This is a genomic window from Pseudomonas sp. GM102, from assembly GCF_000282555.1.
In the GTDB taxonomy this organism is placed as follows: Bacteria; Pseudomonadota; Gammaproteobacteria; order Pseudomonadales; family Pseudomonadaceae; genus Aquipseudomonas.
Genome location: NZ_AKJB01000129.1, coordinates 1 through 16,122, shown reverse-complemented (window position 1 = coordinate 16,122; position 16,122 = coordinate 1). Strand labels below are relative to the sequence as shown.

At 61.1% G+C, this 16,122-nt stretch carries 21 protein-coding genes; 13 read left to right on the top strand and 8 right to left on the bottom strand.

Going from position 1 to position 16,122, the window contains the following annotated elements; genetic code table 11:
• Positions 1-109 precede the first annotated feature (109 nt).
• From PMI18_RS02610 to PMI18_RS02630, 5 genes are all read right to left on the bottom strand, one after another.
• A complete protein-coding gene (locus PMI18_RS02610) occupies positions 110-808 on the bottom strand; it encodes an OmpW/AlkL family protein (RefSeq protein WP_007906849.1) in 699 nt (232 codons plus the stop codon).
• Positions 809-1,029: 221 nt separating this feature from the next.
• Positions 1,030-1,548: a DUF3299 domain-containing protein gene (locus tag PMI18_RS02615; protein WP_032830564.1), complete on the bottom strand. Its 519-nt coding sequence runs from the start codon at positions 1,546-1,548 to the stop codon at positions 1,030-1,032.
• A gap of 11 nt (positions 1,549-1,559) precedes the next feature.
• On the bottom strand, positions 1,560-2,825 hold the full coding sequence (locus PMI18_RS02620) for an ABC transporter permease (RefSeq protein ID WP_007906845.1): 1,266 nt from the start codon (positions 2,823-2,825) through the stop codon (positions 1,560-1,562).
• Between the two features lies 1 nt (position 2,826).
• Positions 2,827-3,537 carry an ABC transporter ATP-binding protein gene (locus PMI18_RS02625; RefSeq protein ID WP_033036888.1) on the bottom strand — a complete coding sequence of 237 codons (711 nt, stop codon included), beginning with the start codon at positions 3,535-3,537 and terminating at the stop codon, positions 2,827-2,829.
• 157 nt (positions 3,538-3,694) lie between these two features.
• Positions 3,695-4,288, bottom strand: coding sequence for a DUF2796 domain-containing protein (locus tag PMI18_RS02630; RefSeq protein ID WP_007906843.1), 594 nt, complete (start codon positions 4,286-4,288; stop codon positions 3,695-3,697).
• Between the two features lie 135 nt (positions 4,289-4,423).
• Between PMI18_RS02630 and PMI18_RS02635 the strand changes: the two genes are divergently transcribed.
• Positions 4,424-4,771: a hypothetical protein gene (locus tag PMI18_RS02635; protein WP_007906842.1), complete on the top strand. Its 348-nt coding sequence runs from the start codon at positions 4,424-4,426 to the stop codon at positions 4,769-4,771.
• A gap of 118 nt (positions 4,772-4,889) precedes the next feature.
• Here the strand turns inward: PMI18_RS02635 and trxA are convergent, their stop codons facing one another.
• The 3 genes from trxA to PMI18_RS02650 all read right to left on the bottom strand — a co-directional run bounded on the left by trxA (position 4,890) and on the right by PMI18_RS02650 (position 7,061).
• Positions 4,890-5,762 (bottom strand): thioredoxin, encoded by an 873-nt coding sequence (trxA, locus tag PMI18_RS02640; RefSeq protein ID WP_007906841.1) that lies wholly within the window; start codon positions 5,760-5,762, stop codon positions 4,890-4,892.
• A gap of 181 nt (positions 5,763-5,943) precedes the next feature.
• On the bottom strand, positions 5,944-6,600 hold the full coding sequence (locus tag PMI18_RS02645; RefSeq protein WP_007906840.1) for a class I SAM-dependent methyltransferase: 657 nt from the start codon (positions 6,598-6,600) through the stop codon (positions 5,944-5,946).
• Positions 6,597-7,061, bottom strand: coding sequence for a YbaY family lipoprotein (locus tag PMI18_RS02650; protein WP_007906839.1), 465 nt, complete (start codon positions 7,059-7,061; stop codon positions 6,597-6,599). Before PMI18_RS02650 ends, PMI18_RS02645 begins: the two co-directional genes overlap by 4 nt.
• Positions 7,062-7,178: 117 nt before the next feature.
• On the opposite strand from PMI18_RS02650, the gene nrdR reads away from it, so the two are divergent.
• The 12 genes from nrdR (at position 7,179) to PMI18_RS02710 (ending at position 16,007) form a co-directional block, all read left to right on the top strand.
• Positions 7,179-7,643, top strand: coding sequence for a transcriptional regulator NrdR (nrdR, locus tag PMI18_RS02655; RefSeq protein ID WP_007906838.1), 465 nt, complete (start codon positions 7,179-7,181; stop codon positions 7,641-7,643).
• Positions 7,640-8,773: a bifunctional diaminohydroxyphosphoribosylaminopyrimidine deaminase/5-amino-6-(5-phosphoribosylamino)uracil reductase RibD gene (gene ribD, locus PMI18_RS02660; protein ID WP_007906837.1), complete on the top strand. Its 1,134-nt coding sequence runs from the start codon at positions 7,640-7,642 to the stop codon at positions 8,771-8,773. The genes nrdR and ribD overlap by 4 nt, the downstream gene beginning before the upstream one ends.
• A 47-nt stretch (positions 8,774-8,820) precedes the next feature.
• Positions 8,821-9,483 carry a riboflavin synthase gene (locus tag PMI18_RS02665; protein WP_007906836.1) on the top strand — a complete coding sequence of 221 codons (663 nt, stop codon included), beginning with the start codon at positions 8,821-8,823 and terminating at the stop codon, positions 9,481-9,483.
• A 31-nt stretch (positions 9,484-9,514) separates the two neighbouring features.
• Positions 9,515-10,606 carry a bifunctional 3,4-dihydroxy-2-butanone-4-phosphate synthase/GTP cyclohydrolase II gene (ribBA, locus tag PMI18_RS02670; RefSeq protein WP_007906834.1) on the top strand — a complete coding sequence of 364 codons (1,092 nt, stop codon included), beginning with the start codon at positions 9,515-9,517 and terminating at the stop codon, positions 10,604-10,606.
• 91 nt (positions 10,607-10,697) lie between these two features.
• The gene (ribH, locus tag PMI18_RS02675) at positions 10,698-11,174 is read left to right on the top strand and encodes a 6,7-dimethyl-8-ribityllumazine synthase (RefSeq protein ID WP_003228649.1); all 477 of its coding nucleotides are present in this window, start codon (positions 10,698-10,700) and stop codon (positions 11,172-11,174) included.
• Positions 11,171-11,671 carry a transcription antitermination factor NusB gene (nusB, locus tag PMI18_RS02680; RefSeq protein ID WP_007906833.1) on the top strand — a complete coding sequence of 167 codons (501 nt, stop codon included), beginning with the start codon at positions 11,171-11,173 and terminating at the stop codon, positions 11,669-11,671. The genes ribH and nusB overlap by 4 nt, the downstream gene beginning before the upstream one ends.
• Before the next feature lie 28 nt (positions 11,672-11,699).
• Positions 11,700-12,665, top strand: a complete 966-nt coding sequence (gene thiL, locus PMI18_RS02685) for a thiamine-phosphate kinase (protein ID WP_007906831.1) — start codon at positions 11,700-11,702, stop codon at positions 12,663-12,665.
• The gene (locus PMI18_RS02690; RefSeq protein ID WP_007906829.1) at positions 12,662-13,165 is read left to right on the top strand and encodes a phosphatidylglycerophosphatase A family protein; all 504 of its coding nucleotides are present in this window, start codon (positions 12,662-12,664) and stop codon (positions 13,163-13,165) included. The genes thiL and PMI18_RS02690 overlap by 4 nt, the downstream gene beginning before the upstream one ends.
• Positions 13,166-13,212: 47 nt before the next feature.
• Entirely contained in the window at positions 13,213-13,926 is a 714-nt protein-coding gene (locus PMI18_RS02695) for a substrate-binding periplasmic protein (RefSeq protein ID WP_081499899.1), read from the top strand.
• 247 nt (positions 13,927-14,173) lie between these two features.
• Positions 14,174-14,791, top strand: a complete 618-nt coding sequence (gene ribA / locus PMI18_RS02700) for a GTP cyclohydrolase II (protein WP_007906827.1) — start codon at positions 14,174-14,176, stop codon at positions 14,789-14,791.
• On the top strand, positions 14,788-15,207 hold the full coding sequence (locus PMI18_RS02705; RefSeq protein ID WP_007906826.1) for a hypothetical protein: 420 nt from the start codon (positions 14,788-14,790) through the stop codon (positions 15,205-15,207). Before ribA ends, PMI18_RS02705 begins: the two co-directional genes overlap by 4 nt.
• Positions 15,207-16,007, top strand: coding sequence for a cobalamin-binding protein (locus PMI18_RS02710; protein WP_007906823.1), 801 nt, complete (start codon positions 15,207-15,209; stop codon positions 16,005-16,007). Before PMI18_RS02705 ends, PMI18_RS02710 begins: the two co-directional genes overlap by 1 nt.
• The last annotated feature ends 115 nt before the right edge of the window (positions 16,008-16,122 follow it).

Sequence of the window (16,122 nt, the reverse complement as noted above, 5' to 3'; positions counted from 1 at the left end):
GCGAGGGAGCTTGCTCCCGTTCGAGTGCGCAGCGCTCGCAGTTTTTTGGGGCCGCTTCGCAGCCCAGCGGGAGCAAGCTCCCTCGCCACAAAAGCCGGACAAGTGTTGATTAAAATTTGTAACCCAAACCAACCATGTAAATGAACGGGTCCACATCAACGTCGACCTTGGCCCGGGTGCCCGGTGCGACGGCGTTGTTTTCCACGGTCGCGGTGGTGTCGATGTCGATGTAGCGCACCTGGGCGTTGATCATTACGTTGTCGGTCAGCATGTAGTCGGCACCGACCTGCCAGGCCAGGCCCCAGGAGTTTTCCGCCTTGAAGTTGCTGAAGCCGTTGGCGGCGGCTTCGCTGCCGACGTGCTCGTCGTAGATCCAGGTGTAGTTGATACCGCCGCCGATGTACGGCTGGAACGCGGACTTGGAATCCAGTGGGTAGTAGACCAGGCTCAGGGTCGGCGGCAGGTGTTTGAGCGTGCCGAGTTTGCCGTTGGCGGCGCCGAGCGCGGTGCCTTTGAGCTTCACGTCATGCTCGAACGGCGAGGCAGCGAGCAGTTCGATTCCCAGGTTGTTGGTGATCATGTAGGCGAAGTTCAGACCCAGCTGAGTGTCGCTGCTCATGGTGGCCTTGCCACCCAGATCGGCGCCCTTCAGCGGGCCCTGATCGACCTTGACGCTGGAGCTGTCGGCTTCCGGGTTGACGGTGATCGCACCAGCCCGAACGAGGATGTCACCGGCGGTGTGAGCATGGGCGAGCGGGGCTGTGAGCGCGAGGGCGAACAGCGAAGCGCAGAGCAAGGACTTGTGCATGGGAGCTCCAAAGGACGTTAAAAATGTTCGATGTCCAATGGTAGGGATCCAACTGATACGGTCTTTTGACTCAGCTCAATGAAACAGTGATGGCCTTGATTTTTGCGGAACCTTTGATGGCCTCTTCGCGGGCAAGCCTCGCTTCTACGGGGCTTGCGTGGCCTCTGTAGGAGCGAGGCTTGCCCGCGAAGGGGGCCTCACTATCAAAACAAAACTACCGGTCACTGCGGCAGTTCATACGCATAAATCTTGTCCGCCTCCATCTGATACCCGGCATCCGCCAACTCGCTGGTGGATGCTTTCACCTGCAACGAACCTTCGATCCAGTACGGCTGATACAGCTCATCAAGCTTCACGCCGACTTCGCTTTTGACATGCACGATCTGGTTCGACGGTGGCGGCGGCACATGGATGCAGGCGCCGAAATACGGGACCAGTAAAAACTCCGTGGTACGACCTTCTTCACTGACTTCCAGCGGCACGATGTACCCCGGTAAACGAATGTTCTTGCCGTCGAGGCTCTTCACCACCGGCGCATTCGGCATGTCCTGCTTGGCGGCCGGGGCCGATTCTGCGGACAACGCGTCGCTCATCTTCGACAGATCATGCAGGGGCGTCATGTTCGGCACTTCTGGCGCCGCATCCGGCGGGATCATCTCCGACCAGGTCAGGTCTTTTGGCTCGGCCGCCCACAGCGGAAGGGCAACCAGCATCAATAGCGCAAGCACAGCGCGGGGCATCATTAATGTCCTCATAGTCGGATCGACAGGCCATCGGCCAAGGATTGGCGATAGGCGCGCCAGGCCGGCACACTGCCCATCAGCAACGCGGCGATCAGGATGCCACCGAGCAGCGTCCATTCATATTCACTCGGCCAGGCCAGCGGCAAGTACAAGCCGTAATTCGCCTGCACGTAACCCTGCGCCACAGCGATGCACACATACAGCAGCGCCACACCGGCAATTACTCCGGACAACGCCAGGGCAAAGGCTTCCAGCACCAGCAAGGTCGCAATGTGCCACGGCCGCGCGCCGACCGAACGCAGAATCGCCATCTCGCGGCGCCGCTCGTTGAGGCTGGTGAGGATCGCCGTGAGCATGCCGATCAATCCGGTCAGTACTACGAACAGCGAGACGACGAACAAGGCTTTTTCCGCCGTGCTCATCAAACTCCACAGCTCCTGCAATGCCACACCCGGGAGGATCGCCAGCATCGGTTCGCCACGGAATTCGTTGATCTCCCGTTGCAGCGCAAACGTCGAAATCTTGCTGTTGAGGCCGAGCATGAACGCGGTGATCGCTTGCGGCGTCAGGTCCATGTTGCGCGCCTGGTCGGCACTGATCCGCCCGTTGCCACGTGCCGGAACGCCGTTGTGCCAGTCGACGTGAATCGCTTCCATGCCGCCGAGGCTGATGTGCAGCGTGCGGTCCACCGGGGTGCCGGTGCGTTTGAGAATGCCGACTACGGTGAACGGTTTGTCGTCGTGTTTGACCAGGCTGATCACCGCTACGCCATGGGCCAACACCAGTTTGTCGCCGAGCTTGTAATGCAGTGCATCGGCCACTTCGGCGCCGAGCACCACTTCGAACGGATCGCTGGCGAAGGCACGGCCGTCGGCCAGTTCGAGGTGCTGTTGATGGCCGTACTGGTAATGCTCGAAGTACGCCTCGGTGGTGCCCATCACCCGATAGCCGCGATGGGAATCGCCGAGGGACATCGGGATCGCCCACTTCACTTTCGGGTTGTTGGCGAAATGTTCGAAGCTGTCCCAGCGGATGTTGTTGGTGGCGTTGCCGATGCGGAACACCGAATACAGCAGCAGATTCACCGAGCCGGAACGCGCGCCGACGATCAGGTCGGTGCCGCTGATGGTGCTGGCAAAACTGGCCTTGGCCTCGGTGCGCACCCGCTCCACGGCCAGCAGCAGGCAGACCGACAGGGCGATGGCGAATGCGGTGAGGATCGCGGTGAAGCGACGGTTAGCCAGGCTGGCCATGGCTAGACGAAACAAATACATCTCAAACCTCGGACGGGGTGGCGGCGCGATTGAGATCGGCCAGCGACAGGTGGCGATCGAACAGCGGCGCGAGGCTCTGGTCATGGCTGACGAACAACAGGCTCGACCCGGCTTCGCGGCATTCGGCGAACAGCAGGCGAATGAAGTTCTCGCGGGCGTCGTAGTCCAGCGCCGAGGTCGGTTCGTCGGCGATCACCAGTTCCGGCTGACCGATCAACGCACGTGCGGCGGCGACCCGTTGCTGTTGGCCGATGGACAGCGAATCGGCGCGGCGGCTGAGGATGCTTTCATCCTTGAGGCCCAAGTGGGCGAGCAGGGTGGCCGCAGCCTGATCGACGCTGCCGTGGCGCTGGATCGCCCGTTCGGCACGCAGTTTGGAGAAGTGGCAGGGCAACTCGACGTTCTCGCGTACCGAGAGAAACGGTAGCAAGTTGAACTGCTGGAAGATGTAGCCGGTGTGATCGACGCGGAAGTGGTCGCGTGCGCCAGCGGAGAGTTCGGTCAGCTCTTGGCCGAGCAGGCGAATGCTGCCACGATCAGGTTTTTGCACGCCACCGAGCAGGCCGAGCAGGGTGGTCTTGCCGCTGCCGCTGGGGCCCTTGAGGAACAGGGTTTCACCAGGTTCCAGGCGGAACACCGGGATGTCCAGCAACGGCGGATGCCCGGGCCAGCTGAAGCCCAGGTCGGACAGTTCGATGAGTGCTTGGGTCATGGCGCCGATTTCATGGGTTTGTCTCAATTTCACATTCAACACCGATCTCCGTAGGAGCGAGGCTTGCCCGCGAAGAGGCCTTTACATTCAACAATGATGTCGACTGTCAGATCGCTTTCGCGGGCAAGCCTCGCTCCTACAGGGGGGGAGTGTCGGATCAGAATTTCAGGGCGGCAGCCTTGGCCGTCACTTCAACCCCTTGCTGCCCACTCGGGCTGATCAGTTGTACCTGAATCTTCTGGGTGGCCGGGAATGTGTTGAAGATATTCGCCAGGTCCAGGGTCTTCAGCGCGCCCGGGGCCGAGCAGCTGAATTGGTAATGGGCATGGATTTCGCTGTGGTCATGGTGATGCTCGTGACCGTCCTTGTCCGCTTCGTCGTGGTCATCGTCGGCATCCGGTTTGTCACCGAACAGCGGGCTTTCCAGCTCCTGAGTCGCGACCACGCAACCGGCGGCTTTTGGCAGGTTGAACAGCACCAGCGGTTTTTCCAGCTGCGTGCGGACGGCGGCGACTTTGGCCTTGTCGGCGTCAGTGGTGGCGGCGTGTTCGAAACCCACCAGGTTCATCGCCGGGCTTTCCAGCTCCAGCTCCAGAGTCTGGCCATCCAGCGCCGCATTCAGGCGAGCGACGCCATGTTCGTGGGCGCTGAGGCTGCCATGTTCATCATGATCGTGATCATGCTCGACCGCCGCATGGGCGACAGCCAGCGGCAACAAGGCAAACGGCAAAGCGAGCAGCAGACGGCGCATGACGGGTCTCCGGAAAGTAAAATGAAAACTTTGTTATGTAATCTTATAACGAAAGTGCGGAGAGTTTGACCGTCTGCTTGGCGTTGCGCAAGACCCATGGGAGCATGCGAGTCAGGTATGGGCAGGAGCAGACTTATGTTGCGAATACGCGGAAGCATCGGCGACTGGCCGGTGGATTTGACACTGGAGCTCGATGAAGGCGACTGGGCGCAGCTCGGTGCGCAGTTGCAGGCAACAAAACCCGAGGCGAGTGTTGCGCCCGCCAAACCGGTGAATCAGGACGATGCGCTGTGGCAGATCGCCCAAGAGTTGCTACGCAAGGCCGGGCAATTGAGCGGGCCGGATTTGCTGGAGCAACTGGAAGGGCTGACCGGCAGCGCAGCGGCGGGCAAGCGCTTGTTGGTGCGCTTGCGCCACTGTGCAGACGTCAAAGTGGTGAGCGGCGGGGATACACCGCTGTACCACTGGATCGAGCCAGCGTAGGAATCGGGTTCACACGGACGGATCGAGTAAGCCGCAAAAAAGATCGCAGCCTGCGGCAGCTCCTACGCGGGATCTGTATTTCCCTGTAGGTGCTGCCGAAGGCTGCGATCTTTTGATCTTAATAGAGCGCAGCAAACAACTTGCGACGGTACGTGGTCACCAGCGGGTGATCGTTGCCCAGCAGTTCGAACACTTGCAGCAAGGTCTTGTGCGGCAAGCCTTCGCTGTAGCTGCGATTGCGGATGAACAGCTTCAGCAAGGCATCCAGCGCCGCGTCGTATTGCTGACGGGCCAGTTGCTGGATAGCCAGTTGATAGACCGCCTCATCGTCCTGCGGATTTTTCGCCAGACGCGCTTTCAGGTCTGCCGCGTCCGGCAAATCCCTGGCCTGACCGAGGAACTGGATCTGCGCCTTGGCGCCAGCCAGGGCAGCCTTGTGCTCATCGGTCTTGACCGCGTCGAGCACGATTTGCGCTTCACCCAGTTCGCCGCGCTCAGTCAGGCAGCGGGCGTAGAGAATCAGCGCCTTGGCGTTGGTGTTGTCTTCCGCCAGCAGTACTTTGAGCGTGGCTTCGGCGTCGGCGTAGCGGCCATCATCGAACAGCGCCTGAGCCTGTTCGAACGGGTCGGCCGCAGCGGGCGGCGGCATTTGCACGTGGGGTTCGAGCATGGTGCGCACAGCCGATTCCGGTTGTGCACCGGCAAAACCGTCCACCGGTTGACCATCCTTGAACAGCACCACAGTCGGCAGGCTGCGAATGCCGAAGCGCGCAACAATGTCCTGCTCGATGTCGCAGTTGACCTTGGCCAGCAGCAACTCGCCCTGATAGCTCTCGGCGATGGTTTGCAGCATCGGCATCAAGGCCTTGCACGGCGCACACCATTCGGCCCAGAAATCCACCAGCACCGGTTTGTGAAAAGAGTTCTCGATCACCGACTGGTCGAAATCGGCAGTCGTGGCGTCGAAAATGTACGGCGTTTCCTGACTCATGGGGGATCTCGTAAAAGCGTGGATGTGGTCACTATAAGGCTTGGTGGGGGGTGGCTGAAAGCGGGGTGGCCGTTGAGTGATGTGTTGCCTGACGGGACGTCTTCGCGGGCAAGCCTCGCTCCTACAGTTTCGAAATCTACACCCTCCCTGTAGGAGCGAGGCTTGCCCGCGAAGCTTTTAGCTAGCCACGCCGCGCGTGGTAAAGGCTCACATGCCGAAACTCTTCGGGTTCGGCCAGATCCGGCAAGGTCATTGCCTCCAGCATTTCAATGCGCTGATACAACGGATGGCGAAAATCGCGCACCCGCGAATCCGCCACCAACGCTTCCCGGCCACGGCTGAGAAACTCGTCGAGCAACGGCAGGTTTGCCCGGTCGTACAACACGTCGGCCACCAGAATCAGATCAAACCGATCGGCCTCGGAGAAAAAGTCCGTCGAGTAGCTGAGCTGCACGCCATTGAGTTCGGCGTTCGCCCGACACGCGGCAATCGCCAATGGGTCCAGGTCACAGGCCACCACTTCCAGTGCCCCGGCTTTCACCGCCGCAATCGCGGCGATCCCGGAGCCGGCGCCGAAATCCAGCACCCGTTTACCTTCGACCCATTGCGGGTGCTCGGCGAGATAACGCGCCACGGCCAGCCCACTGGCCCAGCAGAAACTCCAATACGGCGGTTCGTGAAGAATCCGCCGGGTTTCTTCCGGGCTGAAGGCGCGATCCATATTGTCGCCATCGATCAGCCACAGTTTCAGTTCGGTGCCGGGTAACTCACAGGCTATAAGCTGTGCATCCCCAAGCAGCTCACCTAACGCCTGTTGCAGGTCGAGCGGTGCAATCATGGCGCTTTGACGAATTGCAGCTGACCCAATGCCTGGGTGGTTGGCTGTGTGATCATTTGCGCCGGCAGATGCAGAATCAACTGCCCGGACTGGCTGGCGCGGCCGCGAAGTTCGACGCGGGCACCGGCCGGAAAGGATTCAGGGTTGAAGCGCAGGCGAAACGGCAACACTTGATTGGTTCCGATCAGGTTGGCACTGGCGAGCAATAGTTGCGGACGATCCTTTTCGTCGATCACCAGCAACGCCAGTTCGACTTCGGCATCGGCCGGCACGCCCAGCAGGGTGCCACTGATTTCACGTTGGTAAGCCGGCAGCGGACCGAGCTCGGCCGATGCCTTGGCTTTCTTCTGCGCCTGTTGCGGTGCAGGGCCGGGCGTTGGCGGCTGGGGCTTGGGCGTATCGCTGCCACAGGCCACCAACAGGCTGAAAAGACTGAGCAAAATGAGTGGTCGTAAAGACATTGGCGGCTCCAGCAAGTGAAATCCATAGACAGCCAGTCTGTATACCGCAAACCCTATGGCTTGTCTTGCCACGGGGATGCGCTACCATGGCCCTCCCATTTTTTGTTGCCTGCCACCATGCACTGTCCCTTCTGCGGTGCCAACGACACCAAGGTCATCGACTCGCGTCTGGTCGCCGAGGGCGAACAGGTGCGCCGCCGGCGTGAATGCCTGGCCTGCGGCGAACGTTTCACGACGTTCGAAACCGCTGAACTGGTGTTGCCGCGCCTGATCAAAACCGACGGCAGTCGCCAGCCGTTCGACGAAGAAAAACTCCGTGCCGGCATGCAGCGGGCGCTGGAGAAGCGCCCGGTAAGTGTCGAGCGCCTCGAATCGTCGCTGGTGCACATCAAACACAAGCTGCGCGCCACCGGCGAACGCGAGGTCAAATCCCTCGTGGTCGGCGAACTGGTGATGGCCGAGCTGAAGAAGCTTGATGAAGTCGCCTATATCCGCTTCGCTTCGGTGTACCGACGCTTCCAGGACCTCAACGAGTTCCGCGAAGAGATCGATCGCCTCGCCCGTGAGCCGGTGAAAGAATGACCACCTCCCCCGAACAAGCCATCCTCGACGCGCATTACATGGCGCGGGCCCTGGAACTGGCGCGCAAAGGTCATTACACGACGCATCCCAACCCCCGGGTTGGCTGCGTGGTGGTGCGTGACGGGCAGATTGTCGGCGAAGGCTGGCATGTGCGCACCGGCGAACCGCACGCCGAAGTCCACGCCCTGCGCGGCGCTGGCGACAAGGCGCGGGGCGCCACAGCTTACGTGACCCTCGAACCTTGCAGCCACCACGGCCGTACGCCGCCCTGCGCCGATGCGCTGGTGAATGCCGGTGTGGCGCGCGTCGTTGCGGCGATGCAAGACCCGAACCCGGAAGTCGCTGGTCGCGGTCTGCAACGTCTGGCCCAGGCCGGTATCGCCACTGAAAGCGGTGTGCTGGAAGGCGAGGCGCGCAAGCTCAATCAAGGCTTCCTCAAACGCATGGAACATGGCTTGCCATTCGTGCGGGTCAAGTTGGCGATGAGCCTCGACGGCCGCACAGCGATGGAAAGCGGCGAGAGCCAATGGATCACCGGGCCGGCGGCGCGTTCGGCGGTACAGCGTTTGCGCGCCGAGGCCAGCGTGGTGCTGACCGGCGCCGACACGGTACTGGCGGACAATGCGCGCTTGACCGTGCGTGCTGACGAATTGGGGCTGGACGCTGAACAAACGGCCTTGGCCATGAGCCGTCCGCCACTGCGCGTGCTGATCGACGGTCGCCTGCGGGTGCCGCTGGATGCACCGTTCTTCAAGGCGGGTCCGGCACTGGTCGCCACGTGTGTCGCGGTGGAAGAACAGTACGCCAACGGCCCGGAATGCCTGATCGTGCCGGGCGATGATGGCCAGGTCGATCTGCATCAGTTGCTGGTCGAACTCGCCAATCGTGGCGTCAATGACGTGCTGGTCGAGGCCGGCCCACGACTGGCTGGCGCATTTGCCCAGATCGGGCTGGTGGACGAATTCCAGATCTTCATCGCCGGCAAGTTTCTCGGCTCCTCGGCCCGACCCTTACTGGACTGGCCACTGGCGCAGATGAAAGACGCGCCCGAGCTCAAAATCACCGAAATCCGTGCGGTTGGCGATGACTGGCGAGTCACTGCCATCCCTGTGCCATCGGCGAGCGTATAATTCCTGGCCATTGCTCTAGCGCTGGCTCTGTTCTCGAGGAGGACTCCATGTTTACCGGCATCATCGAATCCATCGGCAGTATTCGTGCATTGACCCCAAAAGGCGGAGATGTGCGGGTCCACGTAGAAACCGGCAAGCTCGACCTGAGCGACGTCAAACTGGGCGACAGCATTGCGGTCAATGGCGTGTGCCTGACCGCGGTTGAATTGCCGGGCAATGGCTTTGCGGCGGACGTCAGTCGCGAAACTCTCGACTGCACCGCCATGAATGACCTGAAAAGCGGCAGCCCGGTGAACCTGGAAAAAGCCCTGACCCCGACCACGCGTCTGGGTGGGCATCTGGTCAGCGGTCACGTCGATGGCGTGGGCGAAGTGGTTGCCCGTACCGAGAATGCTCGCGCTGTGGAGTTCCGCATCCGTGCCCCGAAAGACCTGGCCAAGTACATCGCCCATAAAGGCTCGATCACCGTCGACGGCACCAGCCTGACCGTGAACGCAGTCGATGGCGCCGAGTTCTTGCTGACCATCATTCCGCACACCTTGAGCGAAACCATTATGGCGTCGTACCAGCCGGGTCGCCGGGTGAATCTGGAAGTCGACTTGCTGGCCCGTTATCTGGAGCGCCTTCTGCTCGGCGACAAGGCTGCAGAGCCCACATCCAGTAACATCACCGAAAGCTTTCTGGCCGCCAACGGCTACCTCAAATCCTGAAGCTCAAATTTCGAAAGAAGGGGGGTGCCTTGTGGCGCTCAATAGCATCGAAGAACTGGTTGAAGACATCCGCCAAGGCAAGATGGTCATCCTCATGGATGACGAAGACCGCGAGAATGAAGGCGACCTGATCATGGCCGCCGAGTGCTGCCAGCCTGAACACATCAACTTCATGGCCAAGCACGCCCGTGGCCTGATCTGCATGCCGATGAGCCGCGAGCGCTGCGAACTGCTCAAGCTGCCGTTGATGGCGCCGCGCAACGGTTCCGGTTTCGGCACCAAGTTCACCGTGTCCATCGAAGCCGCCGAAGGTGTCACCACCGGTATCTCCGCCGCCGACCGTGCGCGCACCGTGCAAGCCGCTGCCGCCAAAGACGCCAAGGCTGAAGACATCGTCAGCCCCGGCCACATCTTCCCGCTGATGGCACAGGCCGGCGGTACGCTGGCCCGCGCCGGTCACACTGAAGCCGCCTGCGATCTGGCGCGCATGGCCGGTTTCGAGCCGAGCGGTGTGATCTGCGAAGTGATGAACGACGACGGCACCATGTCCCGTCGCGCTGAACTCGAAGCCTTTGCCGCCGAACACAACATCAAGATCGGCACCATCGCCGACCTGATTCACTACCGGATGATCCACGAACGTACCGTTCAGCGGATTGCCGAGCAGCCGCTGGACAGCGAATTGGGCCAGTTCAACCTGGTGACCTATCGTGATTCGGTGGAAGGCGACGTGCACATGGCCCTGACCCTGGGCACCGTGTGCGCCGAAGAGCCGACGCTGGTTCGGGTGCACAACATGGACCCGCTGCGTGACCTGTTGATGGTCAAGCAACCCGGCCGCTGGAGCCTGCGCGCCGCCATGGCTGCGGTTGCCGAGGCTGGCAGCGGCGTGGTGCTGTTGCTCGGTCACCCGCTCGATGGCGACGTATTGCTGGCGCACATTCGCGAAACCGCGGATCACAGCGCCGTGAAAAAACCGACCACCTACAGCATCGTCGGTGCCGGTTCGCAGATCCTTCGCGACCTGGGCGTGCGCAAAATGCGCCTGATGAGTGCGCCGATGAAATTTAATGCGATATCCGGTTTCGATCTGGAAGTTGTAGAATACGTGCCCTCCGAATAATGACCGGCAATTTGCGGGCCTGTATTCGCGGTTAACACATCACTGAGGGACGCGTAGAAAACGCGTCCCGGCTCTTTAAGAGATCTAACGAATGACCCTGAAGACCATCGAAGGTACCTTCATCGCCCCTAAAGGCCGCTACGCTTTGGTAGTGGGCCGTTTCAACAGCTTCGTCGTTGAAAGCCTGGTCAGCGGTGCAGTTGATGCCCTGGTTCGCCATGGCGTGAGCGAAAGCGACATCACCATCATCCGTGCGCCTGGCGCCTTCGAAATCCCGCTGGTTGCGCAAAAAGTCGCTCAGAAGGGCGAGTTCGCGGCAATCATCGCCCTGGGCGCAGTCATTCGTGGCGGTACTCCGCACTTCGAATACGTCGCGGGCGAATGCACCAAGGGCCTGGCCCAGGTGTCCATGGAGTTCGGCGTACCGGTCGCTTTCGGCGTACTGACCGTTGATTCCATCGAACAAGCCATCGAACGTTCCGGCACCAAGGCCGGTAACAAAGGTGCTGAAGCTGCCCTGTCCGCTCTGGAAATGGTCAGCCTGCTGGCGCAGTTGGAGGCCAAGTGATTAGCGACGAAAGCGATCGTTTCAACCCGCGCGATCCAAAGCCTGCGGATGCCGGCAAGCCATCGAAAAGCGTCAAGCGTCGCGAAGCCCGTCAGCTCGCGACTCAGGCGCTGTACCAATGGCACATGGCCAAGCAGTCGCTGAACGAGATCGAAGCGCAGTTTCGGGTCGATAACGATTTCAGCGATGTCGACGGCGCCTACTTCCGTGAAATCCTGCATGGGGTTCCGGCTCAGAAGGACCGGATCGACGCCGCACTGGCGCCATGCCTGGACATCACCATCGAAGAGCTGGACCCGGTTGAACTGGCGGTTCTGCGCCTGTCCACCTGGGAACTGCTCGAGCGCGTTGATGTGCCGTACCGCGTTGTGATCAACGAAGGTATCGAACTGGCGAAAGTCTTCGGTTCCACCGACGGCCACAAGTTCGTCAACGGCGTGCTCGACAAGCTGGCTCCGCGTCTGCGTGAAGCTGAAGTGAAGGCGTTCAAGCGCTGATCGGCGCTTGGAATGTCGACACGAAGCCATGGGCGAGTTTGAGCTGATCCGCAATTTCTTCGCCGCCGCGCCTTGTGCGCAGGGCGGCGAAGGCGTTGCCCTTGGGATTGGCGATGACTGCGCCTTGCTGGCTGTTCCTCCCGGGGAACAGTTGGCCATTTCCACCGACACGCTCGTGGCCGGTGTGCATTTCGCAGACCCCTGCGACCCGTTTCTGCTCGGTCAGCGCTCGCTGGCTGTGGCCGTCAGTGATCTGGCCGCCATGGGCGCTGCTCCCATTGCCTTTACCCTTGCCCTGACCTTGCCGACGGTGACCACCGATTGGCTGGAAGCCTTCGCCCGTGGTTTGAACCTCATGGCGCAAAATTGTGCTGTGGCGCTGGTGGGGGGCGATACCACCCGCGGGCCGTTGAGCCTGACCATGACCGTGTTCGGTCGGGTGCCGGCCGGTCTGGCGTTGACCCGCAGTGGCGCTCAACCGGGCGATTTGCTCTGCGTGGGCGGAGAGTTGGGTAACGGCGCGGGCGCATTGCCGCTGGTGCTCGGCCAGCGGATGGCTGAGCCGGCCATTGCTGATCCGTTGCGTGCCCATTACTGGTCGCCGCAACCGCAGCTTGGTCTGGGCATGGCGTTGCGCGGCAGAGCCACTGCGGCGCTGGATATCTCCGACGGGCTGCTCGCCGACTGTGGGCATATTGCCCTGGCGTCGAAAGTCGGGGTTCAGGTGCAGCGCAGTAAACTGCCGTTGTCGAAGGCGCTGCTGGCCTTCCTCGGTCAGTCCGGCGCTGAGCAAGCCGCCCTGAGCGGCGGTGACGATTACGTGCTGGCCTTCACCTTGCCGCCCGCCGAGTTGCCATCGTTACTGGCGGACGGCTGGCCGATCCATGTGCTTGGGCGGGTGGTGGCGGGGCAGGGCGTGACACTGCTGGATGCCGACGGACACGACATCACCCCATCAATCCGGGGCTATCAACATTTTCGGGAGACACCGTGACAGATCATCCCAAACAGGTCCCGGCGGAGTTCGTACCGCCGTCGGTCTGGCGCAACCCTTGGCATTTCCTGGCGTTCGGCTTCGGCTCGGGCACCCTGCCAAAAGCGCCGGGCACCTGGGGTTCGTTAGTGGCGTTACCCTTCATTCCGTTGTGGCAGATGCTGCCCGATTGGGGGTATTGGCTGATGCTCGGCATCACCATGCTGTTCGGCTTCTGGCTGTGCGGCAAGGTCGCCGATGATTTGCGCGTGCACGACCACGAAGGCATCGTCTGGGACGAAATGGTCGGGATGTGGATCACCCTGTGGCTGGTACCGGAAGGCTGGTATTGGTTGCTGGCGGGTTTCCTGATGTTCCGCTTCTTCGACATCCTAAAGCCCTGGCCGATTCACTGGATCGACCGGCATGTGCACGGTGGTGTCGGGATCATGCTCGACGACGTGCTGGCAGGCGTATTTGCGTGGCTGGCGATGCAAGGGTTGGTGTGGATTTTCGTCTGAGGCGCCAAGTGAGAGAACCGGGGATAGCGCGACGCGGGTTGCTGCTGATGGTTTTCGCGCTATTTTGCTCGTTCGCCCAGGCGGGGGATGCACCGACGACGCCGTCCGTGATTCACCTCGCCAGCGAAGCCTGGGAAGACTTTACCGCCGCCGATGGCCATGGTTTGGGCTGGGATGTGTTGCGCGAAGTGTTCGAGCCGGCTGGCGTCAAACTGGATATTCGAACCGAACCGTACACACGCGCCACGGGCCTTGCACAGCGTGGCGAAGTGGACGCTTGTGTCGGTGCCTATCGGGATGAAGTCAGCGACGTGCTCTATCCGCGCTGGAGTTTCGATACCGATCCGATCTATGCACTGGGTCTGGCCAGCAATCCGGCGCCGACCCTGCAAACCCTGGGCAACTATCGATTGGCCTGGGTGCGCGGCTACAAGTATCAGGCTTATCTGCCCAATGTGCAGCGCTATAACGAAGTCGTGCGGCGGACGGGAATTGTGTCGATGCTGATCCACAATCGCGCCGACTATTACATCGATGCACTGACAGAAATCGATAACATCGTTAGCCGAGCCAAGGACCCGTCGCAGTTTCGCCGCACGCATATCGCGGAATTGCCGCTTTACCTGTGCTTCGCCGATACACCTCGGGCTCGCACCTTGATGGCGCTGTTCGATCAGCGCATGGAAGTATTGGTCAAAAATGGCCGGTTGAAACCGATTTTCGAACGCTGGAAGCAACCCTATCCGTTTGAGTCGAACTGAGTGTCATGCGGTTGGCGAGGACTTCCCTGTGGGAGCGAGCCTGCTCGCGATGGCGGACTGTCAACTAACACAGATGTAACTGACAATCAGCTATCGCGAGCAGGCTCGCTCCCACAGGGGACAGGCGGGTTTGATATCAAACTTTTTGATCGTTATGCCCCATAATTCAGCCTAAGCGTCTGTAGGAACGTGCTGTTACAATGCCGCCTCTGCGAATCTTCAGTACTTATAGATCAGGAGCACACCGGTGCCTGTCGTTTTTGTCGCCGCTTCCAAGCTGCCAACGCCTTTTGCGCAATTCACCATGCATGGCTTTCTCGACGAAGAGAACGGGCGCGAGCACGTAGTACTAAGCCTGGGTGAATTTGCCGACGGTGCTCCGGTACTCGGCCGGTTGCACTCCGAATGCCTGACCGGCGATGCCTTGTTCAGCCAGCGTTGCGACTGCGGTTCGCAACTTGAAGCGGCGTTGCAGGCGATCGCCCGTGAAGGCCGTGGCGTGTTGCTCTACTTGCGTCAGGAAGGTCGCGGCATTGGCCTGCTGAACAAGATCCGCGCCTATGAATTGCAGGACGGCGGTGCCGACACCGTTGAAGCCAACGAGCGCCTGGGTTTCGCCGCCGACCAGCGCGACTACGCCATGTGCCTGCCGATGCTGGAGCATTTGGGCGTGAAGTCCCTGCGTCTGATGACCAACAACCCACGCAAGGTCAAAGCCTTGACCGACATGGGCATCGTGGTAGCCGAGCGCGTGCCGTTGCACACCGGGCACAACCCGCACAACAAACTCTATCTGGCGACCAAGGCGAGCAAGCTCGACCATATGATGGGCAACGAGCATCAGGGCGAGGTTGACCGGGCGTGACCCGCGGTCAGGTACGGCGGCGACTGTCCGTCAACTGGTGGCAATACCTGGCGCTGGCCTTGGTGCCATTGTTCGTGATCAACGGCGTATTCGGCCAGGGCGAGGCGATTGTGCCGGTGCTGGCCATGCCGTTGTTCATCGCCGGTGTGGCCTCGATGTTTGTCAGCCTGAAGTTTTTCGGCGGCTACAAACACGCGCTGATCGCCACCCAGAAAGCCCTCGATACCCCTGATGAACCCGACGCCTGGATCGCCCTGGCCGCGAAACGCCGCACCGCGTTTCTGGCGGCCGGCCTGCCCGCCTGGATCGGTGCGCTGGCGGTGTTCGTCGGTCTTGAAGCTGTTCCATTGGTGCTGCTGGCGCTGTCGACCACAGTGCTGTTCTACCTCTACCGTATCCCGCGTCAACTCGGCTGATGCGCAGCATCTGGCTGGCAGTGTCGCTGCTGGCTGTCAGCGCTTCGGCGGCTGCGGTTGAGCGGGTCGTCAGTCTGGCACCGTCGCTTTCCGAGATTGTCGTGGAGCTGAACTCGGCTGACCTTCTGGTCGGTGTGCTGGATGCTGGCGAACGTCCCGCTGAACTCAAAGACATTCCTTCTGTTGGCAACTACGGCCAGTTGGACATGGAGCGACTGCTCAGCCTCAAACCCGATCTATTGCTGTTGTGGCCGGGCAGTGTGGGGCCGGCGCAGCGTGAGCAGCTCAAACGGCTGAACATTCCCACCTATGTCGCCGAACCCCACAGCCTCGAACAACTTGCCGCCCAGATTGAAGTGATCGCTACGCAGCTCGGCCGGCCGGAGCGGGGCGATTCATTGGCCGAAAATCTGCGTCAACGACTCGATTCCCTGCGCCAGCGTTATCGAAGGGATGAACCAATACGGGTTTTTTATCAAGTCTGGGATCGGCCGCTGTACACCGTGGGCGGTGGGCAGATCATCAGTGATGCGCTGCAGGTATGCGGGGCGCGTAATGTATTTGCCGATCTGACGCAGCCTGCACCGCAGGTCAGTGTGGAGGCGGTGTTGCAGCGCAATCCCGAGGTGATTCTGGCCAGTGATCAGGCGCAGCTCGATGCGTGGAAGGCCTGGCCCCAGGTGACGGCGGTGGCGCAGGGGCAATTGCTGCTGGTGACGGACAAAGGCCTGGAGCGGCCGAGTGGGCAGATGATCGAAGCGACTGCCAAGTTGTGCCAGCTAATCGCGCCGGACCTCTAACCTGTGGCGAGGGAGCTTGCTCCCGTTGGGCCGCGTAGCGGCCCCAAAACCTGCCGGCGAGTTCTTTTCAAGTGGACCGAGTCAGCTTGGATTGCGGCTGCTACGCAACCGAGCG